The organism is Pseudoxanthomonas sp. GW2 (assembly GCF_000283075.1).
In the GTDB taxonomy this organism is placed as follows: domain Bacteria; phylum Pseudomonadota; class Gammaproteobacteria; order Xanthomonadales; family Xanthomonadaceae; genus Pseudoxanthomonas.
The window spans coordinates 1-25908 of sequence record NZ_ALIP01000139.1 but is presented as its reverse complement, the minus strand read 5'-3'; the positions used below and the strand labels follow the sequence as shown (position 1 = coordinate 25908).

The window sequence follows — 25908 nt, the reverse complement described above, 5'->3', positions numbered from 1 at the left end:
GGGCTGGCGGCACCGCGCCTGCCGGCCTAGGCTTGCACCCCATGCACCTGCCTCCCCAGCCCCTGCGCACACGCCTGGTCAACACCGGGCAGATCGAACTGTGGCCGGCCGGCCTGCTGCGCGCGCGCGGCAATGCCGACGCCCGCGCCCTGGCCCAGGCCCATACCGTGCTGCGGCGCAAGCGCGACGGCCGCTACCTGGCCACCGTGCGCGCCGACGGCGTGCTGGCACTGGTGCCGCGGCTGGCACGCGAGCCGGGCATCGACGAGGCGCTGGACGCGCTGGCCGCGGCCGAGGCGCACCCGGCTCGCGGCCCGCTGCCGGCGCCGCAACCGCTGCCACTGGAGCGGCTGCGGCAACGCCTGGCCGCGCTGGGGATCGACGCCGCCGCCTACGAGGCGCGCACCGGGCTGGCACCGCTGGCCGAACCGGAATGGCTGGCCTTCGCCGGCCGCGACCGCTGGCAGCGGCCGCTGTGGCTGCTGCCGGACGCGGCCCGCGCCTGGCTGGCGATGCGCCGCGCCGCCGCGGCCGACGGCGTGGTGCTGGAATCCATCTCCGGCTACCGCAGCCACGACTACCAGCTGGGCATCTTCGAGCGCAAGCTGGCGCGCGGGCAGACCGTGGCGCAGGTCCTCACGGTCAACGCCGCGCCCGGTTACAGCGAGCACCACGCCGGCAGCGCGCTGGACATCGGCACGCCCGGCGAGCCGCCGGCGGAGGAGTCGTTCGAGGCCACCGCCGCCTTCGCCTGGCTGCAGGCGCATGCGGGCGGCTTCGGGTTCCGCATGAGCTATCCGCGCGACAACCCGCACGGCATCGTCTACGAGCCCTGGCACTGGCGCTTCCACCCGCACCGCTAAGGCAACGGCGCGCTTGCGCCTGATCAAGGCCGGCGCGGGCGAAGCTGCCGACACTGCACGCCTGTCCCGGTCCAGCAGGCACCCCATGGCCATCCAGAGCTCCCGTTACCGTCCCTCGCTCATCGCCCTGCACTGGCTGACCCTGGTGCTGCTGGCCGCGGTCTACGCGACCATGGAGCTGCGCGGCCTCTTCCCAAGGGGCAGCGTGCCGCGCGACCTGATGAAGACCTCGCACTACTTCCTCGGCCTGGCGGTGTTCTGCCTGACCTGGGTGCGGCTGGGCCTGCGCGCCACCGGCACCACCCCGCCGATCCTGCCCGAGCCGCCGCGGTGGCAGCTGCTGCTGGCCAGGCTGGTCGCGCTGGCGCTGTACGCGCTGATGCTGGCCATGCCGGTGCTGGGCTACCTGGTGCTCAACGCCCACGGCGTGGCGCCGTCGCTCGGCGGCTGGTCGCTGCCGGTGCTGTTCGAGCCGGGCCCGGAACTGGGCGGGCAGCTGGAGGCCTGGCACGAAGGCATCGCCACCGCCGGCTACTGGCTGGTCGGCCTGCACGCGGCCGCGGCGATCTACCACCACCACGTGCGCCACGACGACACCCTGGTGCGGATGTCGCTGCGCGGCTGAGGCCTCAGTCCTGGGAGCGGTTGGTGCGCGGCGCGGCGGGGTCGGTGCCGGCGCCGTCGGCGATCCGCCACAGGTACAGGCTGGCGTAGGTGCGGTACGGGCCCCAGGCCTGGCCGCGCTCGGCCAGCTGCCGCGGCGTCGGCGGCAGCTCCAGGCCATCGACGATCTGCGCGCCCTTGCGCACGCCCAGGTCGTCCACCGGCAGCACGTCCGGCCGGCCGAGGCGGAACATCAGCATCATCTCCACCGTCCAGCGGCCGATGCCGCGCACCGGCACCAGGGCCTGGACGATCTGGTCCTCGTCCATCCAGGCCATGTGCCGCAGGTCGGGGATCTCGCCGCGGGCCTCGCGCGCGGCCAGGTCGCGCAGGGCCAGGGTCTTGTTGCCGGACACGCCGCAGGCGCGCAGGGTGGCGTCGTCGACCCGGCCCAGGGTGTCGTGGTGCAGGCGCTTGCTGCCGATCGCCGCCTCCACCCGGCCGACGATGGTCGCGGCGGCCTTGCCGGACAGCTGCTGGTAGAGGATCGCCCGCGCCAGCGCATCGACCGGGTCGAAGCGGCGGCGCCAGCCGGCCTCCGGCGGCAGCGGCCCGATCCGGTGCATCCACGCGCCCAGCCTGCGGTCGCGCCGGACCAGGTGGTCCCAGGCGGCCTGCACGTCGAACCCGCGGGCGTGGCGCGGCATGGCCTCAGCGCCCGCGCAGGGCGGATACCGCCCAGCCCAGCCAGCCCAGCATCATCAGCGTGCCGCCGGACGGCGCCAGTCGCGTCGGCCAGCCGGCCAGGGCGCCGCCGGCGAGGCTGCCGCAGAACAGCAGCGTACCCAGCAGCAGCGCCAGCAACGCGCCCCGGGCGAGGCGGCCGGCGGCACGCGGCCACAGCGCGGCCAGGGCGATGCCGTGGCCGAAGGCGTACAGGCAGGCGGTCTGCAGGTTGGAACGGGCGTGGCCGTCGTCCAGGCCATGGGCGGCGTAGGCCGACAGGCCGATCGCCAGCGCCGCCAGCAGCGCGCCGGCGGCGGCCGGCGCGCGCGAAGTCGGGTTCATGGCGGTTTCCTCCATGCGCGGCAGCCTAAACGAAAAGCGCCGCTTTCGCGGCGCTTTCCGGGGTGCCTGGGCCGGCCGGGCCGGCCGCGGCGGTATTACTTGACGTGCCAGTAAACGTCGTACTCGCCCTCGAGGGTGAAGGCCTTGTCGACCCCGCCCTCCCAGACCTCGTACGGACGGTCGGTGACCTCGTAGCCGTGGGTGGTCGCCCAGGCACGGACCGAGTTGCGGATCGCGTCCAGCTCGGCCATCGAACCGGTGAACTGGCCGAACGCGGCGCGGCCGCCCTTGGTGCGCACGTACTCGACCGGGGCGCCGTCCGGAATCTTGACCTGCAGCGGCTCGCCGGAGGCGGCGACCGGCTTGGCGAAGGCGGCGTCCTGGGCGGCCTTGGCGGCGGCCTCGTCGACCTCCTCGCCCTCGGCGGCGGCCGGGGCCTCGGCCGGGGCCGAACCCTTGCGGCGGACCGGGATGGCCACGTCGAACGCGTACTTCTCCTGGCCGAAGTCGGTGGTCACGATGCGCACGGGACCGGCGGCCTCCAGGTTGTTGGCCTCCATGGTGCGCTTGATCCACTCCTGGTTGTTCTTGATCGACTGCTTGATCGCGTCGTTGCTGCGGTCGACGTTGCCGGCGTTGACCACCAGCAGGTCCTCGGCCGGGACCTCGACCACGGACAGGTCGCGCAGGGTGACGCCGTCGGCGCGGTAGTCGAAGTTCGGCACCGAGGCCAGCATGTTGGACATGCGCGCCAGGCCCATCTTCATGTCGTCGCCGACGTGGCGGTTGACGTACAGGCCGGCGTAGCGGGCGACCAGGTTCCAGCCGTACTCGACGTCGTAGGTCTGGGTGATCTTGACGTTGCGGTTGTTCTTGCCGGTCGGCTCCAGCAGGAACTGCACGGTCTTGTCGTGGCCGGCGGTGGCGTCCTCGACCTTGATGACGACCTTCTCGTTCGGGATGCTCTCGACGATCTCCCAGCTGCCGGTGCCGATGCGGTCGTCGCTGGAGACGAAGTCCAGGCGGGCGCCGACGCCGGACTCGGGGCCGGAGGTCTTCAGCTGGATCTTCGGATCACGCAGAACCAGCGTATTCCAGTCCCTGAAGCGGCGCAGATTGTTCACCGTGTCGTACACGATGGTCATCTTGCGGTTGGTCTCCACGCTTTCGGTGATGTGGCGGTGGTCGGGAAGTACGACACCGACCAGCAGGGCCAGGCCGGCCACGATCCCCAATGCGATCAGGAACTCGATAAGACGGGTCATTCAGGAGTCTCCGGGGCCGATTCCACGGCGTATTTGCGATGCGAGCCGCGAATCGTAACAGGGTTCTTGGCGTGCGCGCAGCCGAATGCATGCACCGGAGCGCGATTGAACGGAATTCTTACATCAGCGCCCGGCGCAAACGCCCACGGCACAAGGATTCCGGCCCTCCCGGCCGCGATGCCGGCAGGGCATTCCAGGACCTCCGGAAAAACCCATACGCCAGCGTGGGGAAGGATGACAGGACCGTGGCGGCCGGGCCGCGCCACCGACGACCGGCGCCAGCACCCGGTTGCGCACGCGGCGCGGCCAGGCACGCACGCGCCGGGCAGCGCGCTCAGACCAGCTGCAGCTCGAAGGCCTTGAGCACCGCCCGGGTGCGGTCGCGCACGCCGAGCTTGCTGAGGATGTTGGACACGTGGTTCTTGATCGTGCCCTCGGCCACGCCCAGCGAATTGGCGATCTCCTTGTTGGAGAAGCCGGAGGCCATCAGCCGCAGGATCTCGGTCTCGCGGTCGGTCAGCGGGTCCGGGCGGTCCAGGCTGACGAAGTCGTTGCGCATGTGCTCCAGGCCCGAGAGCAGGCGCTGGGTCACCGCCGGCTGCACCAGCGAGCCGCCGCTGGCCACGGTCTGGATCGCCCCCACCAGCTGCTCCAGCGACACGTCCTTGAGCAGGTAGCCGCGGGCGCCGGCCTTGAGCCCGGCCAGCACCAGCTGGTCGTCGTCGAAGGTGGTCAGGATGATGGTCGGTGGCAGCTGCCCGGCCTGGGACAGGGTCTGCAGCGCCTCCAGCCCGGACATCACCGGCATGCGCATGTCCATCAGCACCACGTCCGGGGCGACCTTCGGGATCATCTCCACCGCCTGGCGCCCGTCGGCGGCCTCGGCGACCACCTCGATGCCGCCGTCCAGGGCCAGCAGGGACTTGATGCCTTGGCGCACCAGGGTCTGGTCGTCGACCAGGCACACTCTGATCATGGCAACGCTCCTTCGATCGCCGGCCGCGCCGGGGCTGATGCAGGGATGGACAGGCGCAGGACGAAGCCGGCGCCCTTCCGGGTCTGGATGTCGAGGGTCCCGCCGCACTGCTGCACCCGCTCGTGCATGCCGCGCAGGCCGTTGCCGGGGACCAGGCCCTCGGCGCCCTCGCCATTGTCGCGCGCCTCCAGGCGGATGGTGGCGTCCTCGCGCCATACCCGGATCGCCAGCCGGTCCGCCCCGGCGGCGTGCCGCACCGCGTTGGTGATGATTTCCTGGGTGCAGCGCAGGACCACGTGGGCGCGCTCGGGATCGTCGATCGGCAGCGGGGCCTGGATGTCCAGCTCCACGTCCAGCGAGGGCACGTGGTCGGCCAGCGGCCGCAGCGCCGCGGACAGGTCGATGCCGCCGCTGGCGTCGCGCAGCTGGCTGACCGCCTCGCGCACGTCGGTCAGCAGCAGCCGGGCCAGGGTATTGGCCTGCCTGACGTGCTCCTGGGCGCGGCCCTCGGTCATGTGGCTGGCCACTTCCAGGTTCAGGCTCAGCGCGGTCAGGTGGTGCCCCAGCAGGTCGTGCAGCTCGCGCGAGATCCGGGTGCGTTCGTTGACCCGGGCACTCTCGGCCAGCAGGGCGCGGGTGGCGCGCAGTTCGGCGTTGAGCCGGCGCTGCTCCTCCCGGGCCTCGGCCTGCTGCCGCGCCACCAGGCTGGTCACGTAGATGAACATGGAGAAGCCGCCGTACAGCAGCGACTGCATCAGCGCCTCGAACAGCGGCATCCGGAACACGCCGTAGTAGATCGGCAGCACCGCCAGCTGGCTCAGCAGCAGCAACAGCACGCCCGAGCCGGCCGGCAGCAGCCACGGGATCACCCCCGCGGCGACCATCAGCAGGATGCTGCCCAGGCCCGAGCCGTTGAAGTAGCTCACCGCCAGCGCGAACAGGGTCAGCACCAGCAGCAGGCCGCGGTCGTGCCAGGCCGGCCGCGCCCGGCCCAGGCCGCGGGTCAGCCACCAGTAGCAGGCGCCGAAGCCCAGGTAGGAGGCGAACAGCAAGCCGGCCCCCACCCGGCCCATGGTCTGCTCCTCCGCGCCGTAGGCCGGCACGTACTGGGAATAGACCAGCGGCACGCCCACCATGCCCCAGGTGAACAGGCCGGCGTAGCGCAGCAGGCGGGTGTGGCTGATCGGTCCGAACATGGCCGCATCTTACGGGCCGGGGCCCCCGGTCCGCTGCCCCGGAAGTCATGCCCTCGCCGGGCCCGGCGACCCCATGCGATAATCCGGGCGCATTGCCGGCATGGCCGGTCCGCCTATCTGCAAGGTTCCATTCCTGATGTCCATCGTCATCCGCGACGTGCGCGAACACGAGCTGGACTCGATCCTGGCCCTGAACAACAACGCCGGGTCGGCCATCCTGCCGCTGGACGCGGCCCGGGTGCGCAGCTTCTACGACACCGCCGAGTACTTCCGGGTGGCCGAGCGCGACGGCAACCTGGCCGGCTTCCTGGTCGGGTTCGGCAGCGGCAGCCAGCACGACAGCTGCAACTTCGCCTGGTTCAAGCAGCGCTACCCGCACTTCTTCTACATCGACCGCATCGTGGTGGCCAGCCGCCGCCGCGGCGGTGGCGTCGGCCGCGCCTTCTACGCCGACGTGCAGAGCTACGCCGAGCTGCGCTACCCGCTGCTGTGCTGCGAGGTGTTCCTGGACCACGGCGCCGACCCGGCCCTGCTGTTCCACGGCAGCTTCGGCTTCCACGAGGCCGGGCAGAACGTGATGCCCGACGTGGACGTGCGCGCCAGCATGATGATCAAGGAACTGTGCAGCTACGCCTGGGTCCGCGAGACCTATGGCGACGACCTGCCGGACCTGCCCTGGGTGGGTCGCCCGCGCCGCCCCGCCGGCGACAACCGTGCGACGGGGACCTGAGGTGGCGGTGAGCGCGACGACGAGTTACGAGCAGGCCGGCGAGCTGAAGATCGGCCAGGTGGGCATCGCCAACCTGCGGGTCCGCACCCTGGACGTGGAACGCCTGGTCGGCGAGATGCGCGAGCGCGTGCAGCGCGCGCCCAAGCTGTTCGGCCGCGCGGCGGTGATCGTCGACTTCGGCGGCCTGGTGCATACCCCGGACGTGGACACCGCCCGGGCCCTGATCGAGGGCCTGCGCCAGGCCGGCGTGCTGCCGGTGGCGCTGGCCTACGGCACCCGCGAGAACGACGCCCTGGCCGAGGCCCTGGGCCTGCCGGTGCTGGCCAAGTTCCGTGCCCAGTACGAGCCCTCGGCGCCCGCCGCCGCGGCCCCGCCCCCGCCGCCCCCTCCGCCACGCGAACCGGCCCCGCCGCCGCGCGCCGCCGCCCCGGCACGCCCGCGCCTGCCGGGCCGCATGCAGAAGAGCGCGGTGCGCTCGGGCCAGCAGCTGTACGCCGAGGACTGCGACCTGACCGTGCTGACCACGGTCGGCGCCGGCGCCGAGGTCCTCGCCGACGGCTCGATCCATGTCTACGGCAGCCTGCGCGGCCGCGCCCTGGCCGGCGCCAAGGGCAACACCGACGCGCGCATCTTCTGCCGCGACTTCCAGGCCGAGCTGGTGGCCATTGCCGGCCACTACAAGGTGCTGGACGATATCCCCGAGAACCTGCGCGGCAAGGCCGTGCAGGTCTGGCTTGAAGACGGACAGCTGAAGCTGGCCGCCCTCGACTGATCCGCGCCGGCCGGCGGCCGCCATGCCGCCGCCAGCGCCTCCCCTGCACGCGTCTCCAAGGAGATCTTCCATTGGCTGAAATCATCGTAGTCACTTCCGGCAAGGGCGGCGTCGGCAAGACCACCTCCAGCGCCAGCATCGCCATCGGCCTGGCCCGGCGCGGGCACAAGACCGCCGTGGTCGACTTCGACGTCGGCCTGCGCAACCTGGACCTGATCATGGGTTGCGAGCGGCGCGTGGTCTACGACTTCGTCAACGTCGTCCATGGCGAGGCCACGCTCAAGCAGGCCCTGATCAAGGACAAGCGCTTCGACAACCTCTACGTGCTGGCCGCCTCGCAGACCCGCGACAAGGACGCGCTGACCAAGGAAGGCGTCGAGAAGGTGCTCAAGGACCTGGCCGCCGACGGCTTCGAATACATCATCTGCGACTCGCCGGCCGGCATCGAGAAGGGCGCGTTCCTGGCCATGTACTTCGCCGACAAGGCGGTGGTCGTGGTGAACCCGGAAGTGTCCTCGGTGCGCGACTCCGACCGCATCATCGGCCTGCTCGACTCCAAGACCCGCCGCGCCGAGTCCGGCCAGCCGCTGCCGGCGCACCTGCTGCTGACCCGCTACAGCCCGGCCCGCGTGGGCGCCGGCGAGATGCTCAGCATCGCCGACGTGGAGGAGGTGCTGGGGCTGAAGGCCATCGGCGTGATCCCCGAGTCCACCGACGTGCTCAACGCCTCCAACAAGGGCGAGCCGGTGATCCTGGAGACCGAGTCCGAGGCCGGCCAGGCCTACGAGGACGCCGTCGCGCGCCTGCTGGGCGAAGACCGCCCGATGCGCTTCACCACCCTGGAGAAGAAGGGCTTCTTCAGCAAGCTGTTCGGAGGCTGACCATGGCGCTGTTCGACTTCCTGCGGGCCAAGAAGAACACTGCGGAGACGGCCAAGAACCGCCTGCAGATCATCATTGCCCAGGAGCGCAGCAGCCGGGGCGCCCCGGACTACCTGCCGCTGCTGCGGCGGGAACTGCTGGACGTCATCAAGAAGTACGTCAACGTGGACGTGGACGCCGTCAAGGTCGACCTGATCAAGGACGGCGACCACGACGTGCTCGACATCTCCGTGGCCCTGCCGGAAGGCCAGCAGGGCTGATCCGACCCAGGCAGACGGCCGCTCCGGCGGCCGCCGTTCCCCATTCCATGCAACCCTCCCCCGACCGCGACGTCCTGCGCCTGCGCGACGTCGCCTTCGCCGATGCCGCCGCCCTGCTGGCCCGCCACGGGCTGGAGCTGGTCGCCGTGCCCGACGGCGAACCGATCCCCGGCAGCTACTGGGGCGAACCGGAGGCCGGCATCATCGGCCCGACCGTGTACGTGCGCGGCGATACCCCGGTGCACTCAATGCTGCACGAGGCCTGCCACCTGATCGTGCTGCCGCCCGACAGGCGCGCGGCGGTGCATACCGACGCGACCGACTCGGTCGAGGAAGAAGACGCCACCTGCTACCTGCAGATCGTGCTGGCCGACCAGTTGCCCGGCGTGGGCAGCGCGCGGCTGATGGCCGACATGGATGCGTGGGGTTATACGTACCGGCTTGGGTCGACGAGGGCGTGGTTCGAGCAAGATGCCGAGGATGCACGCGCCTGGCTGACCGCGCGCGGGCTGTTGCTTTAAGGCCGGGATTCGGGGATTCGGGATTGGAGATTTGTAGGAGCGGCGTGAGCCTACGCTCTTGCCAATCCCGAATCCCCAATCACGAATCCCGGCTCTTGGCCAGCGAGCCGCTCATGTCCAGCGTGGCCACGGTGCCCTGCCCGGTCTCCGAGTCCAGTTGCAGCTTCCAGCCCAGGTGCTCGCACAGGCGGCCCAGCAGGTCCAGGCCGATGCCGCTGCCCTGCCGCGGGTCGCCGCGCGCGATCCGGCGGTAGATCGCGGCGATCTCTTCCGGGCTCATGCCGTGCCCGGGATCCTCGATCCGCACCGTCGCCGGCGCCAGCAGGGACACGCGGATCACGCCGCGGTCGCTGTTCTCGATGGCGTTGCGCAGCAGGTTGCCGATCGCGACCTGCATGATCGCTACCGGCGCGAACAGCTCGCAGCGCGCCAGCTCGACCAGTTGCAGGCCGAGGTCCTTGTCCGCGCACAGGTGGCGATGGTCGTCGAGGATGTCCGGCAGCAGCTCGTCCAGGTTCACGTAGTCGCTGCTCTTCTCCAGTCGCCTGGGGTCCTTCGCCAGCACCAGCAGCAGCGTGACCAGCTGCTCGACCGACTCGGCGGTCTGGCGGATGCGCAGCAGCTGGTGGCGCACCGCCGGCGGCGTGTCCGGCTGGTCCAGGGCCAGCTCGCTGGCGCCGCGGATCACCGCGATCGGCGTGCGCAGCTCGTGGCTGGTGCTGTCGATGAAGGCGCGCTCGCGCTCGACGAAGGTGTCGTTGCGTTGCAGGTAGTCGTTGAGCGCCTCGGCGATCACCACCTGCTCGTGGCTGGCGCCCTTCACCACGTCGATGTGCTGGCCGGGCCGGTCCGGGCGCAGCGCGTGGATGCGCTTGGCCATGTCGGCCAGGGGCTGCACCACACGCCCCAGGCCCCAGGCCACGAGGATGCCGAGCAGCACGATCGCGATGATGTTGGAGACCAGCATCCACAACCCCAGGTTGTTCTCGTGCGCCTGCAACTGGGTGATGTCCAGCGCCAGCACCAGCCGCCGGCCGTTGACGTCCTGCACCATCAGCACCTTGTCGCGCCCCTGGTACTCGATGCCGTCGTGGATGCCCGGGCCGAAGCGGGCGAACTCCGGCGGCGCCGGCGAGTCGTCGTCGTCGCCGTACAGCTGCACGGTCTCGGTGGCGGTCCAGTGGTAATGCGGATCCTCGGCGCTGCGCTGGACGAAGTGGGCCAACTCCGACTTGAGCAGCGAGCGCCAGGTCAGCTGCTCGGCCTGCTCGTTGACGATGAAGCCATGGATGAACACCGCGAGCGAGATCAGCGCGGCGTAGATCACCAGCCACAGCGTGACGCGCGCGCGCAGCCCGCCCAGCCTGGAACGTATCCCGCCCGGCTTCATGGAAGGCGCGCGCCGTCCGGGATGCGGCGCCGCGACGCCAGGCCCCGCGCCGGCGGGGCCCCGCGCTTGCGGCCCAGGGCGCGACGCGGGCTATTCGGCATGCAGGCGTTCCTGGTGCCCGGCGGGGCCGAGCCGGTAGCCGACGCGCGGCAGGGTGTGGATCAGCTTCTCCTCGAACGGACCATCCACGCTGCGCCGCAGGTCGTAGATGTGGGAGCGCAGCATGTCGCCGTCCGGCGGCTCGTCGCCCCACAGGGCCTGCTCGAGCTTCTCGCGGGTGACCGCGGCCGGGCTGGCCTGCATCAGCACCTGCAGCAGCTTGCGGCAGGCGGGATACAGGTGCAGCGGCTTGCCGGCGCGGCTGGCCTCCAGCGTCGCCAGGTCCAGCTTCAGGTCGCCGACCGTCAGCAGCTTGCTGCGGCCGCGTCCCTGCGCGCGCACCAGCAGCGCTTCCAGCCGGACTTCCAGCTCGGGCAGCGCGAACGGCTTGGTGAGATAGTCGTCGGCGCCGGCGCGGAAGCCGGCGATCTTGTCGGGCAGCTCGTCGCGCGCGGTCAGCATGATCACCGGCAGTTCGGACAGGTGTTCCTCGCGCAGCCGGCGCAGCACTTCCGGGCCGTCCATGCGCGGCATCATCCAGTCCAGCACGATGGCGTCGTAGGGCTGCGTGGTGGCTAGGTGCAGGCCGGTGATGCCGTCCGGCGCGGCATCCAGGGTATGGCCGCGCGCCTCGAAATAGTCGAACAGGTTGGCCACCAGATTGCGGTTGTCCTCGATGACGAGCAGCCGCATCGTCGGTCTCCGGGAAAGATGTGGTCGTGCATCGTAGCCGGGCGATGTCGGAAGCGCGTCGAAACGGCAGGTTCCGACAAACTTCCCACGCTCGCCGCGGCATAGTCTGCGCCCGTTTTGCCCGCATTCCAACGTGCAGACTTCCATCACACCCCTGGAGCGGCGGCGGCGTTGGGCCTACCGCGCCGCGCTGCTGGCGATCGTGCTCGCCCTGCTGGCCGGGCTGGGGCTGCGCCAGCCCAACCCGCCGGACGAGCCCCGCTTCGTGCTCGCCGCGCGCGCGATGGTGCAGAGCGGGCAGTGGCTGTTGCCGCACCGGGGCAGCGAGTTGTACGCGGAAAAGCCGCCGGTGTTCATGTGGATGCAGGCCGGCGCGTTCGAACTGGTGCGCGACTGGCGCGTCGCCTTCCTGCTGCCTTCGCTGCTCGCGGCGCTGGCGACCCTATGGCTGACCTGGGACCTGGCGCGCCGGCTGTGGAACCGGCGCGTGGCGCGCTACGCGGTGCTGGCGCTGTTCGCCACCTTGCAGTTCGGGGTGCTGGCCAAGCGCGCGCAGATCGACATGGTGCTGGTGGCGATGACCACGCTGTCGCTGTGGGGACTGTTGCGGCACCTGCTGCGCGGCCCCGACTGGCCGGCCTGGGCGCTGGGCGCGCTCGCCGCCGGGCTGGGCACGGTGACCAAGGGCGTGGGTTTCCTGCCGCTGCTGGTGCTGCTGCCGTGGGCGGCCTGGCGCCACCGGCATCGCGCGGACGCGGTGCGTGGCGCATGGCCGGCATGGCTGGGCGCGGTCCCGGCCTTCGTCGCCGGCACGGCGGTGTGGCTGCTGCCGTTGGCGATCGCGCTATGGCAGGCTCCCGACCCCAACCTGCGCGCCTATGCGCACGAATTGCTGTTCAAGCAGACCGGCACGCGCTACACCGCGGCCTGGCACCACGTGCAACCGGCCTGGTACTACCTGCAGGTGATCGCCACGTTGTGGCTGCCGGGCTGCCTGCTGCTGCCGCAACTGCTGCCGGCCTGGCGGCGGCGCCTGCGGCGCGGCGATCCGCGCCATTGGCTGCTGCTCGGCTGGAGCGTGCTGGTGCTGGCGTTCTTCAGCGCGAGCCCCGGCAAGCGCGAGGTCTACATCTTCCCGATGCTGCCGGCGCTGGCCGTGGCTGCCGCGCCGCTGCTGCCCGGATTGCTGCGCAGGCGCGCGACCCGCTGGGTCCTGGCCGGTTATGTCTGGCTGCTGGCGCTGGCCGCGCTGGCGGTCGGCGCCGGCCTGTGCATGCAGGCCGGATGGGCGATGCAGGGCGCGCTCAAGCGCGCGATCGACCCGGCGGCGATGCAGGTGTTCGGCGCCTGGCTGCTCGCCTTCGCCATCCCTGCCCTGCTGCTCGCGGCCTGGGCGCGGCTGCGACGCGCCGGCGCGCTGGTGGTCGCCGCCACGGCACTGCTGTGGACGATCCATGGCCTGGGCCTGATGGTGGCGCTCGATCCCTACAGCTCGGCGGCCGGCCTGATGCAGCGCGTGGGCGAGCGCATCGGCCCCGGCGCGGAACTGGGGATGATCGCCTGGCGCGAGCAGAACCTGCTGCAGGCGGACCGGCCGGCGGTGGACTTCGGCTTCAAGCAGCCCTGGGACGTGCAATGGGCACGCGCCGCGGAATGGGTGGCGCAGGCGCCGCAGCGGCGCTGGCTGTTCGTGCTGCGCGACGCGATGAGCCCCTGCGTGGACCGCGCGCGGGCGATCGACATCGGCAAGTCCAACCGCAATGCCTGGCAACTGGTGCCGGGCAGTGCACTGAAGCCGGGCTGCGTGACGCCCGCGAAAGACCAGGCCGGCGCGGGCGACGACAACGGCAACTGAACCGCCGGGGACGTTGCCTGAGGTTAAGCGCCGGGCAACGGTTGTCCGACCGCTTTCCGACAAACCGGCCCGGATCATGCCCGCCATTGCCGGAAACGGCCTTTTGCCCGTTGGCGCCCGATGAACCTGATGCCTGCATCCGCCACGGATGCCTTTCCCGTTCTCCGTCCGTACAGCCGCTTCGTCGCCACCCACCTGTGGATCCCGCTGGCGGCGGTGCTGGCGCTGAGCGCGCTGCTGATGGCAGGCGGCGTCGACCAGTGGCTGGCCACGCAGATCTATCACGCCGAAGGCGGGCACTGGCTGCTCAAGGACCATTGGTTCACCGCCAAGCTCGTGCATCGCGGCGGCAAGCAGGCCAGCACCGCCGCGGCGCTGGCGCTGTTGGTCTTCGGCCTGTATGCACGGCGCTCGCCGCGCTGGAACGCCTGGTCGCGCCCGGCGTTGTACGTGGTGCTGGCGGTGGGGCTTTCGACCGCGGCGGTATCGTTGCTGAAGGGAGCCACGCACATGGACTGCCCGTGGGACCTGGCCAGCTACGGCGGCACCCATGCCTTCTACGGGCTGTTCGAATCGCGCCAGGGCGTTCCGGCCTCGGGCTGCTTCCCGGCCGGGCATGCCAGCGGCGGCTATGCCTGGGTCGCGCTGTACTTCGCCGCGCTGGCGGTCCGCCCGCGCTGGCGCAAGGCCGGACTGGCGATCGGTCTCGGCGCCGGGTTGCTGTTCGGCGTTTCCCAGCAACTGCGCGGCGCGCACTTCCTCTCCCACGACCTGTGGGCCCTGGCGGTCTGCTGGGGCGTGTCGCTCGGCTTGTACCTGTGGCTGTTGCGCCCGCGGGCGCGCAGCGCCGCGGCCGGCGCGGCGGGAGAAACCGCATGAGCCTCTCGTTGCCCCGCAGCGGCGTGCTCTCGCGCCTGCGCGCGCTCGACTGGACGCACCGGCCCGAAGTGTCGGTGGAAACGCTGGTGCTGGGCAGCAGCGTGTTCTTCGCGCTCGCCTGCAACCGCATGTTCTGGCATGCGTCGCTCGCGACGCATCCCGGCGACATCGGCTTCGCCGCGTCGCTGTTCTTCCTGCTGGTCGCCGTGCACGCGCTGCTGTTCGGCCTGCTGGCATGGCGCTGGAACGCCAAGCCGCTGCTGACGCTGCTGTTCGTCACCACCGCGTTCGCCACGCACTACATGAACAGCTACAGCGTCTACCTGGACGCGGACATGCTACGCAACGTGCTCAACACCGACCACAAGGAATCGCGCGAGCTGCTCACGCCCGCGCTGCTGTGGCCATTGCTGTTCTACGCGGCGCTCCCGATCGCCGTGCTGTGGCGGGTGCGGCTGCGCCGCCGCAGCTGGGGCCGCGCGCTCGGCGTGCGCCTGCTGTTCCTGGCGGCCATCGCGGCGGTCGGCGCCGCCGGTTCGATGCTGTCGTTCCAGAGCCTGTCGGCGTTGATGCGCAACCATCGCGAGGTGCGCTACCTGGCCACGCCGGTCAACTACCTGGTCGCGCTCAAGCAGGACCTCAAGACCGACTCGCCGATCAAGCACAAGCCGAAGCTGCCGATCGAGCACGACGCGATGGCGACCCCGCGCGCGCCGGGCAGCCGCCCGCGCCTGCTGCTGATCGTGCTGGGCGAGACCATGCGCGCGCAGAACTGGGGCCTCAACGGCTATGCGCGCCAGACCACCCCCGAGTTGGCGCAGACCGGGGTGATCAACTTCCCCGACATGCACTCGTGCGGCACCAGCACGGAGGTCTCGGTGCCGTGCATGTTCTCGCCGTTCGGCCGCCACGATTACGACGAAGCGAAGATCCGCGCCCACCAGTCGTTCCTGCACGTGCTCGAACACGCCGGTATAGCCACGCTGTGGCGCGACAACCAGTCCGGCTGCAAGGGCGTGTGCGAAGGCCTGCAGATCCAGCAGCTCGACGACGCGAAGAAGCCCGGGCTGTGCAAGGACGGGCGCTGCATGGACGAGATCCTGCTCGACGACCTCGCCGCGCAGGTGCGCGCCAGGCCGGGCGACCGCGTGGTGGTGCTGCACCAGCTCGGCAGCCACGGCCCGGCCTACTTCCAGCGCTACCCGGCGCAGTTCCGGCGCTTCGCGCCGACCTGCGACACCGCCGAGCTGGGCAACTGCAGCCGCGAGCAGATCGTCAACACCTACGACAACACGGTCCTGTACACCGACCATTTCCTGGACCGCGCGATCGGCACGCTGCGCGCCCTGCCCGACTACGACACCGCCATGATCTATCTCTCCGACCACGGCGAGTCGCTCGGCGAGAAAGGCCTCTACCTGCATGGGGTGCCCTACGCGATCGCGCCGGCCGAGCAGACCCGCGTGCCCATGGTGATGTGGTTTTCGCCGGAATTCGCGCAGGACCGCGGGCTCGACCTGAAGTGCCTGCGCCAGCGCGCGAACGGGCGCGCCGACCAGGACAACCTGTTCCCCTCGGTGCTGGGCCTCATGCAGGTGAGGACCTCCGTCTACGATCGCTCGCGCGACCTGTTCGCCGGCTGCGCCAGCGGCCAGTAAGCCCGCCTCGCCCCATGGAGTGGGGTTGAGGGCGGCGATGTCCCGGGGGCCCCGTCCGCCCCTCGTCCGTCCCTTCGGGGCCGCTTCCCCCGAGGGGAGAAGACGGGTCCCCGCGCCGCGCCTTGCCAGTGCCATCCCGGGCCTCTAGCCTTCGCCGGTCGCACTCACGCAAAGGGACCCCTCGTGAACCATCGCCCCCTGCTGCTGGCCATCGCCGTGGCCGCCGGCCTGCTGTCGCTGTCGGCCTGCCGCAAGACGCCCAGCCCGGAACAGGAAAAGCCTGCCGCCCGGGCCGAGAACGGCGAGACCGCCGACCAGTTCGTCGCCCGCATCAACGCCGAGTTCAAGGCCGCCTATCCGGAGCTCACTTCCGCGCAGTGGCTGTCCTCGACCTACATCAACGACGACAGCCAGCTGGTGGCGGCCAAGGCCAACGAGCGCGCCCTGGCCCAGCTCAATGCCTGGATCGAGGAAGCGAAGAAGTTCGAGGGCCAGCCGATGTCCGACGACAGCCGGCGCGCCCTCAACCTGCTCAAGCAGGCCACCGCCATGCCCGCCCCGCGCGACCCGGAGAAGCTGGCCGAGCTGACCCGGATCGCGGCGAAGATGGAAGGCGCCTACGGCGCCGGCACCTACTGCAGCGGCGAAGGCGCGGCCAGGAAGTGCCGCCAGCTGGGCGAGCTGGAGGACGTGCTGCGCTCCAGCCGCGACTACGACGCCCAGCTCGACGCCTGGGCCGGCTGGCACTCGATCGCCCAACCGATGCGCGAGGACTACGTCCGCTTCGTCGAGCTGGTCAACGAGGGCGCCCGCGAACTGGGCTACGCCGACACCGGCGCGATGTGGCGCAGCGGCTACGACATGGAGCCGGACGCCTTCTCCGCCGAGACCGACCGCCTGTGGGAGCAGGTGCGCCCGCTGTACGAGCAGCTGCACTGCTACACCCGCGACAAGCTGCAGCAGACCTACGGCGTGGAACGCGGCGTGGTCGGCGAGGGCCTGCTGCCGGCGCACCTGATGGGCAACATGTGGCAGCAGGACTGGGGCAACCTCTGGGACATGCTGCAGCCGTACAAGGGCGTGGGCGACCTGGACATCACCGCCGCCCTGGAGCGCCAGTACCAGCAGCTGCTCAGCGCCGCCCTGCACCGCCGCGGCCCCAGCCCCGGCCCGCGCGAGCGCTTCGAGGCCGAGCGCGAGGCACAGCTGGCCATGGCCAAGGCGATGACCGAGCGCGCCCAGGACTTCTACGTCTCCCTGGGCATGCCCCGGCTGCCGGAGAGCTACTGGGAGAAGAGCCAGTTCATCAAGCCGCTGGACCGCGACGTGGTCTGCCACGCCAGCGCCTGGGACATGAACATGGGCGGCGCTGACGGCAAGTCGCCGGACGTGCGCACCAAGATGTGCATCAAGCCCAACGAGGAAGACTTCACCACCATCTACCACGAGCTGGGCCACATCTATTACGACCTGGCCTACAACCCGCAGCCGCCGCTGTTCCAGAACGGCGCCAACGACGGCTTCCACGAGGCCATCGGCGACACCATCGTGCTGGCGATGACGCCGAAGTACCTGGAGTCGATCGGCCTGGTCCAGGGCCAGGCGCAGAGCCACGAGGCGCTGATCAACACCCAGATGCGCATGGCCCTGGCCAAGGTCTCGTTCCTGCCGTTCGGGCTGATGATCGACCGCTGGCGCTGGGGCGTGTTCGACGGCTCGATCACCCCGGACCGCTACAACCAGGCCTGGTGGGAGCTGAAGGCGCGCTACCAGGGCGTGGCCCCGGTGCAGCCGCGCGGCGAGGAGTTCTTCGACCCGGGTGCCAAGTACCACGTGCCGGGCAATACCCCGTACACCCGCTATTTCCTGGCGCACCTGCTGCAGTTCCAGTTCTACAAGTCGCTGTGCGAGGCCGCCGGCCACACCGGCCCGCTGTACGAATGCAGCTTCCACGGCAGCGAGGCCGCCGGCGAGAAGTTCCGCGCCATGCTGGCGCGCGGCGCCAGCCAGCCGTGGCAGGCCACGCTCAAGGAGCTGACCGGCAGCGAGCGGATCGACGGCGGCGCGGTGCTGGAGTACTTCGCCCCGCTGCAGGAATGGCTGCAGCAGCAGAACCAGGGCAAGTCCTGCGGCTGGCAGGCGCCGGCGGCGCAGGCGGCGCCCGCGGCCGCGACCCCGGCCAAGGACGCCTGAGGCGGGCCGACGGAAGCTGCAAACAGCAAGGGCCGGCGCAAGCCGGCCCTTGCCTTTGCGGCGGGCGGGACTCAGTGCAGCGCCGGGCCGGAGGTATCCGGTTCCTGCCGCTCGCCCTCGTCCTCGCCATCGACCGGGCGCGCCGAGGCCATCTCCGCCTCCAGCTGCTGCTCGTGCTCCTCCGGCGACTTGCCGTTGGCCGCCGCCTCCAGCGCCGCCTCGTCGCGCAGCACGTCCGAGTACACCAGCTTCACCGGCACGCCCTGCTCCTCGTGCAGGCGCTGGGCGCGGCGCATGAGCATCAGCATCTGCGCGGCGCTGTCGCTGCTGCCGGCGATGCGCCCGTCCATGCCCAGCACCCAGACCCCGCCCTGCCGCACCACGCCGGCCAGCAGGTTGCCGTCGCGGTCGCGCAGCTCGGCATGCGGTTCGATCGGCGGGCGCCCGGCCCGGGCGCGGTTGCGCTCGCGTTCGGCCTTGCGCTTGCGCGCGTCACGGTGGGCCTTGGACTGGATGGACATCGGGATCTCCGGGGGAAAGGAAGGAAGGTCAGAGCTGCTCGCCCGGCTCGATCATCGGGCCGGAGGGCGGCGGGGAGGCAGGCGGCCGCGCGCGCCGGGCGACGCTGGACTCCCAGCGCCAGATCGCCCAGCCGCCGGCCACGAACGCGGCCATGCCCAGCGCCAGGTGCAGGCCGTGGTGGCTCAGCAGCGGCGACAGCAGGCCGGCGACCAGCGAGTTGAGCACCAGCTGGAAGAACGCCTGCAGCGAGGAGGCGGCGCCGCGCTGGCGCGGGTACATGTCCAGGATCGCCAGGGTCAGCACCGGGAACACCAGGGCCACGCCGAAGGCGAACAGGCTCATCGGCAGCACCGCCCACGGCACCGCGATCGCCGGCGCCAGCACGTTGTAGGCCACGTTGAGCGCGGCGGCGGTGGCCGAGCAGGCGAAGCCCGCGCCCACCTGCCGGCCCGGCGGCCAGCGCCCGGCCAGGCGCCCGGACAGGAACGCGCCCAGGGTCATGCCGCCGATGGTGGGGATGAACAGCCAGGCGAACTCGCGCTCGCCCAGGCCCAGCAGGTCCATCAGGAATGCCGGCGCCGAGGCGATGTACAGGAACATGCCGGCGAAGTTCAGCGCACCGGCCGCGGCCAGGCGCTGGAAACGCGGGTTGGCGCCGATCGCCGCGTAGTCGCGCAGCAGCCGCCGCGGCTGCAGCGGCAGGCGCAGTTCCGGCGGATGGGTCTCCGGCAGCCAGCGGCCCACGCTCGCCAGCAGCATCAGGCCGAACGCGGCCAGGAACCAGAAGATCAGCGGCCAGCGCCCGGCACCCAGCATCCAGCCGCCGATGATCGGCGCGATCGCCGGGGCGATGCCGAAGATCACCGAGACCTGGCTCATCAGCCGCTGCGCGTCGTCGCCCTGCAGCACGTCGCGGATCACCGCGCGGCCGACGATCAGGCCGACTCCGGCCGACAGCCCCTGCAGCGCGCGGAACGCCAGCAGCGTGGGCAGGTCGCGCGACAGCGCGCAGCCGGCCGAGGCCAGGGTGAACACCACCAGGCCGGCCAGGATCACCCGCCGCCGTCCCAGTGCGTCCGACAGCGGACCATGCACCACGCTCATCAGCGCGTAGGAGATCAGGTAGACGCTGATGGTCTGCTGGATCGCCACCTTGTCCGCGCCGAACTGCGCGGCCATCTGCGGGAAGGCCGGGAAGATGGTGTCGATCGAGAAAGGCCCGAACATCGCCAGGCCGGCCAGCAGCAGGGTCAGGGTCCGGGTACTGCGTGCGCTCATCGGGACGGGCCACCTTCCCGGGCCGGCTGGATCGCATCGGCGGCCGCGGGCGCAGCCGCCCCGGCATCCGCGGCTTCGGCGCCGGGCGCCGCGTCCGCGGGCAGCTCGGCATCATGCGCCGGCTGCCCGCCTTCCGGCGCGCGCACCTGCTCGATCCGGGCCAGGTTGGCCACCGGGAACACTTCCACCTGCTTCGGCCCGGGCCACCACACCAGCACGTAGGCGCTGGTGGTGCCCAGCAGCCGCGCCTGCCCGGGGAGCGGTGCGTCGGCCCCGGCCAGGGTCAGGCGCACCTGCGGCAGGTCCGAGCGGCCCTCCACCACCCGGTTGGCATTGAGCACGCTCCACACCAGCAGGTACTGCAGCGATAGCACCAGGCCGAACAGCACCAGCTGGGTCTCGAACGACAGCCCGGACACCAGCCAGCGCTTCCTGTCGTCCGGGAACAGGAACACCCAGCGGATCCACGGGTGGCGCGCCGCCAGCGCGCGTGCGCGCTCCGGATTGCGCGCGGCCCAGCGCACCGGGACCAGGCTGACCCGCACGAAGGCCAGCACCGCCAGCACCACCAGGAAGTAGTCCGGCCGGCGCAGGCCGATCACGAACAGGTCGGCGCCCTGCAGGTATTCCAGGATCGGGAAGTCGAGGCGGCGGTAGAACCAGTAGTGCGACCACATGCCCATCGCCGACACCAGCGCATAGACCAGCGACACCACCAGCACCGGCTCGCGCTTGAGCAGGCGCACCAGGCGGTCGATCGCGCTGGGTGCGGCTGGCCCCATGGCACCGCCCGCGGGCGCGGTTTCCGCCGCCGCGGCTACCGCGGCCGGCTCCGGAATGGCGATGGTCGCTGCTGCAGTGGCGTGGTCCGGATCGGAGGTCATGGGCCGCGGTCCCGAGAGGATGGCCATGGTAAGCCAAGCGCCCATCCCCGCTGCACCCGGCGGCGCTGGCGGGCTTGCCCTGTCCGGCTGCCCCCCGGGTGCCGCCGCCCCCGGCCTGCCCGCCGCCGCGGCCACGGTATAATCGCCACGCTGTACCTGGTGGGAGAAGCCGGCCCCGGCCGGCTGCCGAAGGCGCAAACGCCCGTAATCGCTCAGGCCCGATACCACCGCCGCTGCAAACACTCTGGAGAGACCGGCCACGCGAGAGCGCCAGCGCCGGCGCCGAAGGGGCACGAAGCACGCGACCTCGTCCGCGCGGCTTCCAAACTCTCAGGCAAAAGGACAGAGGGGCACCCCGCCGCGCCCGTGCGCGGCCTCCATTCCTGCCCTGTCCGGACCGCTCTCCATGTCCCAGCACGCTTCCTCCCTGCGCGAACTCGAGCAGCACGACGCCTTCGTCGGCCGCCACATCGGCCCCAACGACGCTGAAATCGCCACCATGCTCCAGGCCGTCGGCCACGACTCGCTGGAGGCCCTGACCGACGCCATCGTCCCGGCCGGGATCAAGTCCGCCGAGCCGCTGGCCCTGGGCGGCAGCCTGACCGAGGAGGAGGCGCTGGCCCGGATCCGCGCCATCGCCAGGAAGAACAAGGTCTTCCGCAGCTTCATCGGCCAGGGCTATTACGGCACCCACACCCCGGCGGTGATCCTGCGCAACATCCTCGAGAACCCCGCCTGGTACACCGCCTACACGCCCTACCAGGCCGAGATCTCGCAGGGCCGCATGGAAGCGCTGGTGAACTTCCAGCAGATGTGCGCCGACCTGACCGGCATGGAGATCGCCAACGCCTCCCTGCTGGACGAGGCCACCGCCGCCGCCGAGGCCATGACCCTGGCCAAGCGCGCCGGCAAGTCGAAGTCGGACACCTTCTTCGTGCACGACGCCGTGCATCCGCAGACCCTGGAAGTGCTGCGCACCCGCGCCGAGCCGCTGGGCATCACCCTGCGCGTGGGCATCCCGGAGGAGGCGATGGAAGCCGAGTGCTTCGGCGTGCTGCTGCAGTATCCGGACACCTTCGGCCACATCGGCGACCATCGTGCCCTGGCCGAGGCCGTGCACGCGCGCGGCGGCCTGGTCGCGGTGGCCACCGACCTGCTGGCCCTGACCCTGATCGCCGCCCCGGGCGAATGGGGCGCGGACATCGTGGTCGGCAACTCGCAGCGCTTCGGCGTGCCGTTCGGCTTCGGCGGCCCGCACGCGGCGTTCATGGCCTGCCGCGACGTGTTCAAGCGCTCCATGCCCGGCCGCCTGATCGGCGTGTCGGTGGACACCGAGGGCAACCCGGCCTACCGCCTGACCCTGCAGACCCGCGAGCAGCACATCCGCCGCGAGAAGGCCACTTCCAACATCTGCACCGCGCAGGTGCTGCTGGCGGTGATGGCCTCGATGTACGCCGTGTACCACGGCCCCGAGGGCCTCCCCCGGATCGCCCGCCGCACCCACCGCATGGCCGCGATCCTGGCCGCGGCCCTGCGCAATGCCGGGATCGAGGTCGGCGGGCGCTTCTTCGACACCCTGCACGTGAAGGGCGTGGACGCCTGCGCGATCCTGGCCCGCGCCCGCGAGGCCGGCATCAACCTGCGCCAGATCGACAGCGAGGCGGTGGGCATCAGCCTGGACGAGACCACCACCCGCGCCGACCTGGCCGCCCTGGCCGGCCTGTTCGGCGCCAGCATCGACATCGACGCGCTGGACGCCGCCACCCCGGACGCGCTGCCGGCCGAGCTGCTGCGCACCAGCCCGTTCCTGCAGCACCCGGTGTTCAACACCTACCACAGCGAGCATGAGCTGCTGCGCTACATGCGCTCGCTGTCGGACAAGGACCTGGCCATGGACCGCACGATGATCCCGCTGGGTTCGTGCACCATGAAGCTCAACGCCACCTCGGAGATGATCCCGATCACCTGGCCGGAGTTCAGCCAGGTCCACCCGCTGGCCCCGGCCGACCAGGCCGAGGGCTACGCCCAGCTGGTGTCCGAGCTGGAGGCGATGCTGGCCGAGTGCACCGGCTACGACGCGGTGAGCTTCCAGCCCAACTCCGGCGCCCAGGGCGAGTACAGCGGCCTGCTGGCGATCCGCGCCTACCACGCCAGCCGCGGCGAGGGCCACCGCAACATCTGCCTGATCCCCGAGTCGGCGCACGGCACCAACCCGGCCTCGGCGCAGATGGCCGGCATGAAGGTCGTGGTAGTCAAGTGCGACGCCAACGGCAACATCGACCTGGAGGACCTGCGCGCCCGCGCCGAACAGCACTCGGCCAACCTGGCCGCGATCATGATCACCTACCCGTCCACCCACGGCGTGTTCGAGGAGGACGTGGTCGAGATCTGCCAGATCATCCACGCCCACGGCGGCCAGGTGTACACCGACGGCGCCAACATGAACGCCCTGGTCGGCCTGGCCAAGCCGGGCAAGTGGGGTTCGGACGTCTCCCACCTGAACCTGCACAAGACCTTCTGCATCCCGCACGGCGGCGGCGGCCCGGGCGTGGGCCCGTGCGCGGTGAAGGCGCACCTGGCGCCGTTCCTGCCGCGCACGCTCGGCGGCGACGGCAAGGTCGGCATGGTCAGCGCGGCCAGCTTCGGCAGCGCCTCGATCCTGCCGATCAGCTGGATGTACATCGCGATGATGGGCGCCGCCGGCCTGCGCAAGGCCACCCAGGTGGCCCTGCTGAACGCCAACTACATCTCCAAGAGGCTGGCCCCGCACTACAGGACGCTCTACACCGGCCGCAACGGCCTGGTCGCGCACGAGTGCATCCTCGACATCCGCCCGCTGGAGAAGGCCACCGGCATCGGCGCCGAGGACATCGCCAAGCGCCTGGTCGACTTCGGCTTCCACGCCCCGACCCTGAGCTTCCCGGTCGCCGGCACGCTGATGGTCGAACCGACCGAGAGCGAGTCCAAGCAGGAGCTGGACCGCTTCATCGACGCCATGATCCAGATCCGCGAGGAGATCCGCGCGATCGAGGACGGCCGCCTGGACCGCGAGGACAACCCGCTCAAGCACGCCCCGCACACCGCGCAGCAGGTGTCGGCCAGCGAGTGGAAGCACGCCTACCCGCGCGAGCTGGCCGCGTTCCCGCTGCCTTCGCTGATGAAGCAGAAGTACTGGCCGCCGGTGTCGCGCGTGGACAACGTCTACGGCGACAAGAACGTGTTCTGCGCCTGCATCCCGGTGGACGCGTACAAGGAAGAAGCCGGCGCCTGATCCGGGCGCCCGCGTTGCCGCCAGAAGGCCCCGCTACGGCGGGGCCTTCTTTTTGCGCGGCTCAGTCGCGCAGCGGCAGGTCCGGATGCTCGTCGATGCTGCCGTCCTCGCGCAGGACCACGTAGCGCTTGCCGTCGCGGTCGAACAGGAACGGGATCGGCGGCTGGAACAGCGGGCGGCGCACGAAGCGCAGTTCCCAGTGGAAATGGCGCATGGTTTCCACGGTCGCCTGCTGTCCGGGGGTGAGGCCGGCGACCAGCTGCTGCGGGTCCACGGGGGCGTTGGACCGGCGGCGCTCTTTCGGGGGGTTTGACACGACAAATCTCGAGCACGGGTGGGGGAAGCCCGCGCCTGGCAGGACCGCCCGGACCTCCTTTCCGGAACGTGCCAGCCGCTGGCGGCCGCTGCCGCCACGACGCGCTGGTCTGGGCACCTCATTTTCGCAGCTTGGGCGCCCCTGCGCCCGAACCTTTGACAAATTCCTGACACTGCTGGACCTGCCGGCCAAAGTGCGCGCCGCCCGGACGGGCATACCGAGAAAACCACTGGAAGGTCATACATGAAGAACATCCTGGCCCTGGCTGCGGCCCTGGCCCTTGGCACCCTGTCGACCGAGGCCCTCGCCGGCCAGCCCTTCGTCCGCGCCGAAGCCGGCAACAGCGACATCGAAGTCAGCTACGGCCGCTACTTCCGCGGCAGCGACCACGACACCGCGCTGCTGGTCGGCGGCGGCTACTGGTTCACGCCGAACCTCGCCGTCGAGGGCCACGTCGGCTCGCTGTACACCGAGCACCTGGGCCGCGACTACGACCTGGACCTGGTCACCGTCGGCGCCGGCATCGTCGCCAAGAAGCACTTCGGCCCGCAGGAAACCGGCTTCTTCGTCGGCGCCCGCGCCGGCCTGGCGCGCGTCACCCTGCAGCTGCGCGAGGACCGCTTCGACATCGTCGACGACGAGAGCTCGACCAAGCCGTACTACGGCATCAGTGCCGGCTACGACTTCAGCCGCCGCTGGGGCCTGGGCCTGAACTACGACCGCCGCCGCGCCGAATCCAACGGCGTCAACGTGGACGTGGACACCATCACCTTCGCCGGCGAGATCCGCTTCCGCTGAGCAAGGATCGCGCGCCGCGCGGCGCGCCGGGAGCAGCCACGGGAAGCCCCGCGATGCGGGGCTTTCCTTTGCGCGGATGGCGGTGACCGGCGGGCGCATCGCCGCCGATCGCCCGGCGATGCGTTGCAACGAAGCCCGTGCATTTCACGGATGCCTTACCCCGATGGCGTTTTCCTGTGGCCGCACGCACCGGTGCATCGCAGGAGCAAGCCAATGCCACGTGGTGACAAGTCCAGCTATACCGACAAGCAGAAGCGCCAGGCCGAGCACATCGAGGACAGCGAGAAGGAGCGCGGCCGCAGCGAGGACACCGCCGAGCGCATCGCCTGGGCCACCGTCAACAAGCAGGATGGCGGCGGCAAGCAGTCCGGCTCGGGCAGGAAGTCCGGCGCGCGCAAGGCAACGAAGAAATCGACGAAGAAATCCGCGGCGAAGAAGTCCGCCGGCGGCGCCAGCAAGACCGCGAAGAAGGCCACGAAGAAGACCGCAAGCAGGGGCGGCGCACGGAAGTCGACGGCGCGCAAGGCCACCAAGAAGGCAGCGAAGAAGACGACCGGCGCGCGCAAGACCACCGCCCGCAAGAGCACCGCCAGGAAGGCGACCCGCCAGACCGCCACGAAGAAGGCCGCGCGCAAGACCACGGCCCGGAAGTTGGCTCCGCGCAAGAGCGCGGCGAAGAAGGCGGCGAAGAAGACCGCCACGCGCAGGACCAGCCGCAGCCCCGCGAAGAAGGCGACGGCGAAGAAGGCCACCCGCAAGAGCACCGGCCACGCCACGAAGAAGGCCACGAAGAAGTCCAGCGCCAGGAAGGCCACGGCCAGGACCAGCACCCGCAAATCACCCGCCCGCAAGTCGGCGGCGAAGAAATCCACGCGCCGCGCCACGAAGAAATCGAGCCGCTGACCACGGGCCCCTTCGCTGCGGGCCAGGCCAACCC

At 70.9% G+C, this 25908-nt stretch carries 25 protein-coding genes and 1 riboswitch; of the genes, 13 read left to right on the top strand and 12 right to left on the bottom strand.

Going from position 1 to position 25908, the window contains the following annotated elements; translation table 11 throughout:
- The first annotated feature begins 41 nt into the window (after nucleotides 1–41).
- Together B351_RS0112960 and B351_RS0112955 are read left to right on the top strand one after the other, a co-directional pair.
- A complete protein-coding gene (locus B351_RS0112960) occupies nucleotides 42–863 on the top strand; it encodes a M15 family metallopeptidase (RefSeq protein ID WP_019399460.1) in 822 nt (273 codons plus the stop codon).
- Nucleotides 864–948: 85 nt separating this feature from the next.
- Complete coding sequence (locus tag B351_RS0112955) at nucleotides 949–1488, top strand: cytochrome b (RefSeq protein WP_050992215.1); 540 nt, start codon at nucleotides 949–951, stop codon at nucleotides 1486–1488.
- A 4-nt stretch (nucleotides 1489–1492) separates the two neighbouring features.
- Here the strand turns inward: B351_RS0112955 and B351_RS0112950 are convergent, their stop codons facing one another.
- The 5 genes from B351_RS0112950 to B351_RS0112930 form a co-directional block, all read right to left on the bottom strand.
- Complete coding sequence (locus tag B351_RS0112950; protein WP_019399458.1) at nucleotides 1493–2173, bottom strand: DNA-3-methyladenine glycosylase; 681 nt, start codon at nucleotides 2171–2173, stop codon at nucleotides 1493–1495.
- 4 nt (nucleotides 2174–2177) lie between these two features.
- A complete protein-coding gene (locus B351_RS0112945) occupies nucleotides 2178–2549 on the bottom strand; it encodes a DUF423 domain-containing protein (protein ID WP_019399457.1) in 372 nt (123 codons plus the stop codon).
- A gap of 80 nt (nucleotides 2550–2629) precedes the next feature.
- Complete coding sequence (locus tag B351_RS0112940; protein ID WP_026010699.1) at nucleotides 2630–3799, bottom strand: polyketide cyclase; 1170 nt, start codon at nucleotides 3797–3799, stop codon at nucleotides 2630–2632.
- A gap of 334 nt (nucleotides 3800–4133) precedes the next feature.
- Nucleotides 4134–4775: a response regulator transcription factor gene (locus tag B351_RS0112935; RefSeq protein WP_019399455.1), complete on the bottom strand. Its 642-nt coding sequence runs from the start codon at nucleotides 4773–4775 to the stop codon at nucleotides 4134–4136.
- A complete protein-coding gene (locus B351_RS0112930; protein WP_019399454.1) occupies nucleotides 4772–5971 on the bottom strand; it encodes a sensor histidine kinase in 1200 nt (399 codons plus the stop codon). The genes B351_RS0112935 and B351_RS0112930 overlap by 4 nt, the downstream gene beginning before the upstream one ends.
- A 136-nt stretch (nucleotides 5972–6107) precedes the next feature.
- Between B351_RS0112930 and B351_RS0112925 the strand changes: the two genes are divergently transcribed.
- The 5 genes from B351_RS0112925 (at nucleotide 6108) to B351_RS0112905 (ending at nucleotide 9135) form a co-directional block, all read left to right on the top strand.
- Nucleotides 6108–6701, top strand: a complete 594-nt coding sequence (locus B351_RS0112925) for a GNAT family N-acetyltransferase (RefSeq protein ID WP_019399453.1) — start codon at nucleotides 6108–6110, stop codon at nucleotides 6699–6701.
- A complete protein-coding gene (gene minC / locus B351_RS0112920; RefSeq protein ID WP_083852451.1) occupies nucleotides 6622–7473 on the top strand; it encodes a septum site-determining protein MinC in 852 nt (283 codons plus the stop codon). The genes B351_RS0112925 and minC overlap by 80 nt, the downstream gene beginning before the upstream one ends.
- Before the next feature lie 71 nt (nucleotides 7474–7544).
- The gene (minD, locus tag B351_RS0112915) at nucleotides 7545–8354 is read left to right on the top strand and encodes a septum site-determining protein MinD (RefSeq protein WP_019399451.1); all 810 of its coding nucleotides are present in this window, start codon (nucleotides 7545–7547) and stop codon (nucleotides 8352–8354) included.
- A 2-nt stretch (nucleotides 8355–8356) separates the two neighbouring features.
- Complete coding sequence (gene minE, locus B351_RS0112910; RefSeq protein WP_019399450.1) at nucleotides 8357–8614, top strand: cell division topological specificity factor MinE; 258 nt, start codon at nucleotides 8357–8359, stop codon at nucleotides 8612–8614.
- A 47-nt stretch (nucleotides 8615–8661) separates the two neighbouring features.
- On the top strand, nucleotides 8662–9135 hold the full coding sequence (locus B351_RS0112905; protein WP_019399449.1) for a hypothetical protein: 474 nt from the start codon (nucleotides 8662–8664) through the stop codon (nucleotides 9133–9135).
- A 79-nt stretch (nucleotides 9136–9214) separates the two neighbouring features.
- Here the strand turns inward: B351_RS0112905 and B351_RS0112900 are convergent, their stop codons facing one another.
- Complete coding sequence (locus tag B351_RS0112900; RefSeq protein WP_019399448.1) at nucleotides 9215–10525, bottom strand: HAMP domain-containing sensor histidine kinase; 1311 nt, start codon at nucleotides 10523–10525, stop codon at nucleotides 9215–9217.
- Between the two features lie 90 nt (nucleotides 10526–10615).
- On the bottom strand, nucleotides 10616–11317 hold the full coding sequence (locus tag B351_RS0112895; protein ID WP_019399447.1) for a response regulator transcription factor: 702 nt from the start codon (nucleotides 11315–11317) through the stop codon (nucleotides 10616–10618).
- A 133-nt stretch (nucleotides 11318–11450) separates the two neighbouring features.
- Between B351_RS0112895 and B351_RS0112890 the strand changes: the two genes are divergently transcribed.
- The 4 genes from B351_RS0112890 (at nucleotide 11451) to B351_RS0112875 (ending at nucleotide 17902) form a co-directional block, all read left to right on the top strand.
- The gene (locus B351_RS0112890; protein ID WP_019399446.1) at nucleotides 11451–13172 is read left to right on the top strand and encodes a glycosyltransferase family 39 protein; all 1722 of its coding nucleotides are present in this window, start codon (nucleotides 11451–11453) and stop codon (nucleotides 13170–13172) included.
- Nucleotides 13173–13292: 120 nt separating this feature from the next.
- Nucleotides 13293–14051 carry a phosphatase PAP2 family protein gene (locus tag B351_RS0112885; RefSeq protein ID WP_019399445.1) on the top strand — a complete coding sequence of 253 codons (759 nt, stop codon included), beginning with the start codon at nucleotides 13293–13295 and terminating at the stop codon, nucleotides 14049–14051.
- Complete coding sequence (locus B351_RS0112880) at nucleotides 14048–15709, top strand: phosphoethanolamine transferase (RefSeq protein ID WP_026010697.1); 1662 nt, start codon at nucleotides 14048–14050, stop codon at nucleotides 15707–15709. Before B351_RS0112885 ends, B351_RS0112880 begins: the two co-directional genes overlap by 4 nt.
- Nucleotides 15710–15892: 183 nt before the next feature.
- Entirely contained in the window at nucleotides 15893–17902 is a 2010-nt protein-coding gene (locus B351_RS0112875; RefSeq protein WP_019399443.1) for a M2 family metallopeptidase, read from the top strand.
- Nucleotides 17903–17973: 71 nt separating this feature from the next.
- Here B351_RS0112875 and B351_RS0112870 read toward each other — a convergent pair whose 3' ends face one another.
- From B351_RS0112870 to B351_RS0112860, 3 genes are read right to left on the bottom strand one after another with little or no spacing between them, the layout of a single operon-like run.
- Nucleotides 17974–18423, bottom strand: a complete 450-nt coding sequence (locus B351_RS0112870; RefSeq protein ID WP_019399442.1) for a hypothetical protein — start codon at nucleotides 18421–18423, stop codon at nucleotides 17974–17976.
- 28 nt (nucleotides 18424–18451) lie between these two features.
- Nucleotides 18452–19702, bottom strand: a complete 1251-nt coding sequence (locus B351_RS0112865) for a multidrug effflux MFS transporter (RefSeq protein ID WP_019399441.1) — start codon at nucleotides 19700–19702, stop codon at nucleotides 18452–18454.
- Entirely contained in the window at nucleotides 19699–20586 is an 888-nt protein-coding gene (locus tag B351_RS0112860; RefSeq protein ID WP_019399440.1) for a hypothetical protein, read from the bottom strand. Before B351_RS0112860 ends, B351_RS0112865 begins: the two co-directional genes overlap by 4 nt.
- Before the next feature lie 234 nt (nucleotides 20587–20820).
- A riboswitch (glycine riboswitch) is annotated at nucleotides 20821–20942 on the top strand.
- 50 nt (nucleotides 20943–20992) lie between these two features.
- Between B351_RS0112860 and gcvP the strand changes: the two genes are divergently transcribed.
- Complete coding sequence (gene gcvP / locus B351_RS0112855) at nucleotides 20993–23857, top strand: aminomethyl-transferring glycine dehydrogenase (RefSeq protein WP_019399439.1); 2865 nt, start codon at nucleotides 20993–20995, stop codon at nucleotides 23855–23857.
- A gap of 61 nt (nucleotides 23858–23918) precedes the next feature.
- Here the strand turns inward: gcvP and B351_RS0112850 are convergent, their stop codons facing one another.
- Nucleotides 23919–24131: a hypothetical protein gene (locus B351_RS0112850; RefSeq protein WP_019399438.1), complete on the bottom strand. Its 213-nt coding sequence runs from the start codon at nucleotides 24129–24131 to the stop codon at nucleotides 23919–23921.
- A 285-nt stretch (nucleotides 24132–24416) separates the two neighbouring features.
- Here B351_RS0112850 and B351_RS0112845 point away from each other — a divergent pair, with 285 nt between their 5' ends.
- A complete protein-coding gene (locus tag B351_RS0112845) occupies nucleotides 24417–24971 on the top strand; it encodes an outer membrane beta-barrel protein (RefSeq protein ID WP_019399437.1) in 555 nt (184 codons plus the stop codon).
- Between the two features lie 236 nt (nucleotides 24972–25207).
- Here B351_RS0112845 and B351_RS17835 read toward each other — a convergent pair.
- A partial coding sequence (locus B351_RS17835; protein ID WP_050992212.1) for a hypothetical protein occupies nucleotides 25208–25908 on the bottom strand: 701 nt, incomplete at its 5' end.

Bases quoted from the DNA above. Each gene is read 5' to 3' on its own strand.
- B351_RS0112960 (WP_019399460.1), top strand. From the start codon at position 42: ATGCACCTGCCTCCCCAGCCCCTGCGCACACGCCTGGTCAACACCGGG.
- B351_RS0112955 (WP_050992215.1), top strand. From the start codon at position 949: ATGGCCATCCAGAGCTCCCGTTACCGTCCCTCGCTCATCGCCCTGCAC.
- B351_RS0112950 (WP_019399458.1), bottom strand. From the start codon at position 2,173: ATGCCGCGCCACGCCCGCGGGTTCGACGTGCAGGCCGCCTGGGACCAC.
- B351_RS0112945 (WP_019399457.1), bottom strand. From the start codon at position 2,549: ATGGAGGAAACCGCCATGAACCCGACTTCGCGCGCGCCGGCCGCCGCC.
- B351_RS0112940 (WP_026010699.1), bottom strand. From the start codon at position 3,799: ATGACCCGTCTTATCGAGTTCCTGATCGCATTGGGGATCGTGGCCGGC.
- B351_RS0112935 (WP_019399455.1), bottom strand. From the start codon at position 4,775: ATGATCAGAGTGTGCCTGGTCGACGACCAGACCCTGGTGCGCCAAGGC.
- B351_RS0112930 (WP_019399454.1), bottom strand. From the start codon at position 5,971: ATGTTCGGACCGATCAGCCACACCCGCCTGCTGCGCTACGCCGGCCTG.
- B351_RS0112925 (WP_019399453.1), top strand. From the start codon at position 6,108: ATGTCCATCGTCATCCGCGACGTGCGCGAACACGAGCTGGACTCGATC.
- minC (WP_083852451.1), top strand. From the start codon at position 6,622: ATGGCGACGACCTGCCGGACCTGCCCTGGGTGGGTCGCCCGCGCCGCC.
- minE (WP_019399450.1), top strand. From the start codon at position 8,357: ATGGCGCTGTTCGACTTCCTGCGGGCCAAGAAGAACACTGCGGAGACG.
- B351_RS0112905 (WP_019399449.1), top strand. From the start codon at position 8,662: ATGCAACCCTCCCCCGACCGCGACGTCCTGCGCCTGCGCGACGTCGCC.
- B351_RS0112900 (WP_019399448.1), bottom strand. From the start codon at position 10,525: ATGAAGCCGGGCGGGATACGTTCCAGGCTGGGCGGGCTGCGCGCGCGC.
- B351_RS0112895 (WP_019399447.1), bottom strand. From the start codon at position 11,317: ATGCGGCTGCTCGTCATCGAGGACAACCGCAATCTGGTGGCCAACCTG.
- B351_RS0112885 (WP_019399445.1), top strand. From the start codon at position 13,293: ATGAACCTGATGCCTGCATCCGCCACGGATGCCTTTCCCGTTCTCCGT.
- B351_RS0112880 (WP_026010697.1), top strand. From the start codon at position 14,048: ATGAGCCTCTCGTTGCCCCGCAGCGGCGTGCTCTCGCGCCTGCGCGCG.
- B351_RS0112870 (WP_019399442.1), bottom strand. From the start codon at position 18,423: ATGTCCATCCAGTCCAAGGCCCACCGTGACGCGCGCAAGCGCAAGGCC.
- B351_RS0112865 (WP_019399441.1), bottom strand. From the start codon at position 19,702: ATGAGCGCACGCAGTACCCGGACCCTGACCCTGCTGCTGGCCGGCCTG.
- B351_RS0112860 (WP_019399440.1), bottom strand. From the start codon at position 20,586: ATGACCTCCGATCCGGACCACGCCACTGCAGCAGCGACCATCGCCATT.
- gcvP (WP_019399439.1), top strand. From the start codon at position 20,993: ATGTCCCAGCACGCTTCCTCCCTGCGCGAACTCGAGCAGCACGACGCC.
- B351_RS0112845 (WP_019399437.1), top strand. From the start codon at position 24,417: ATGAAGAACATCCTGGCCCTGGCTGCGGCCCTGGCCCTTGGCACCCTG.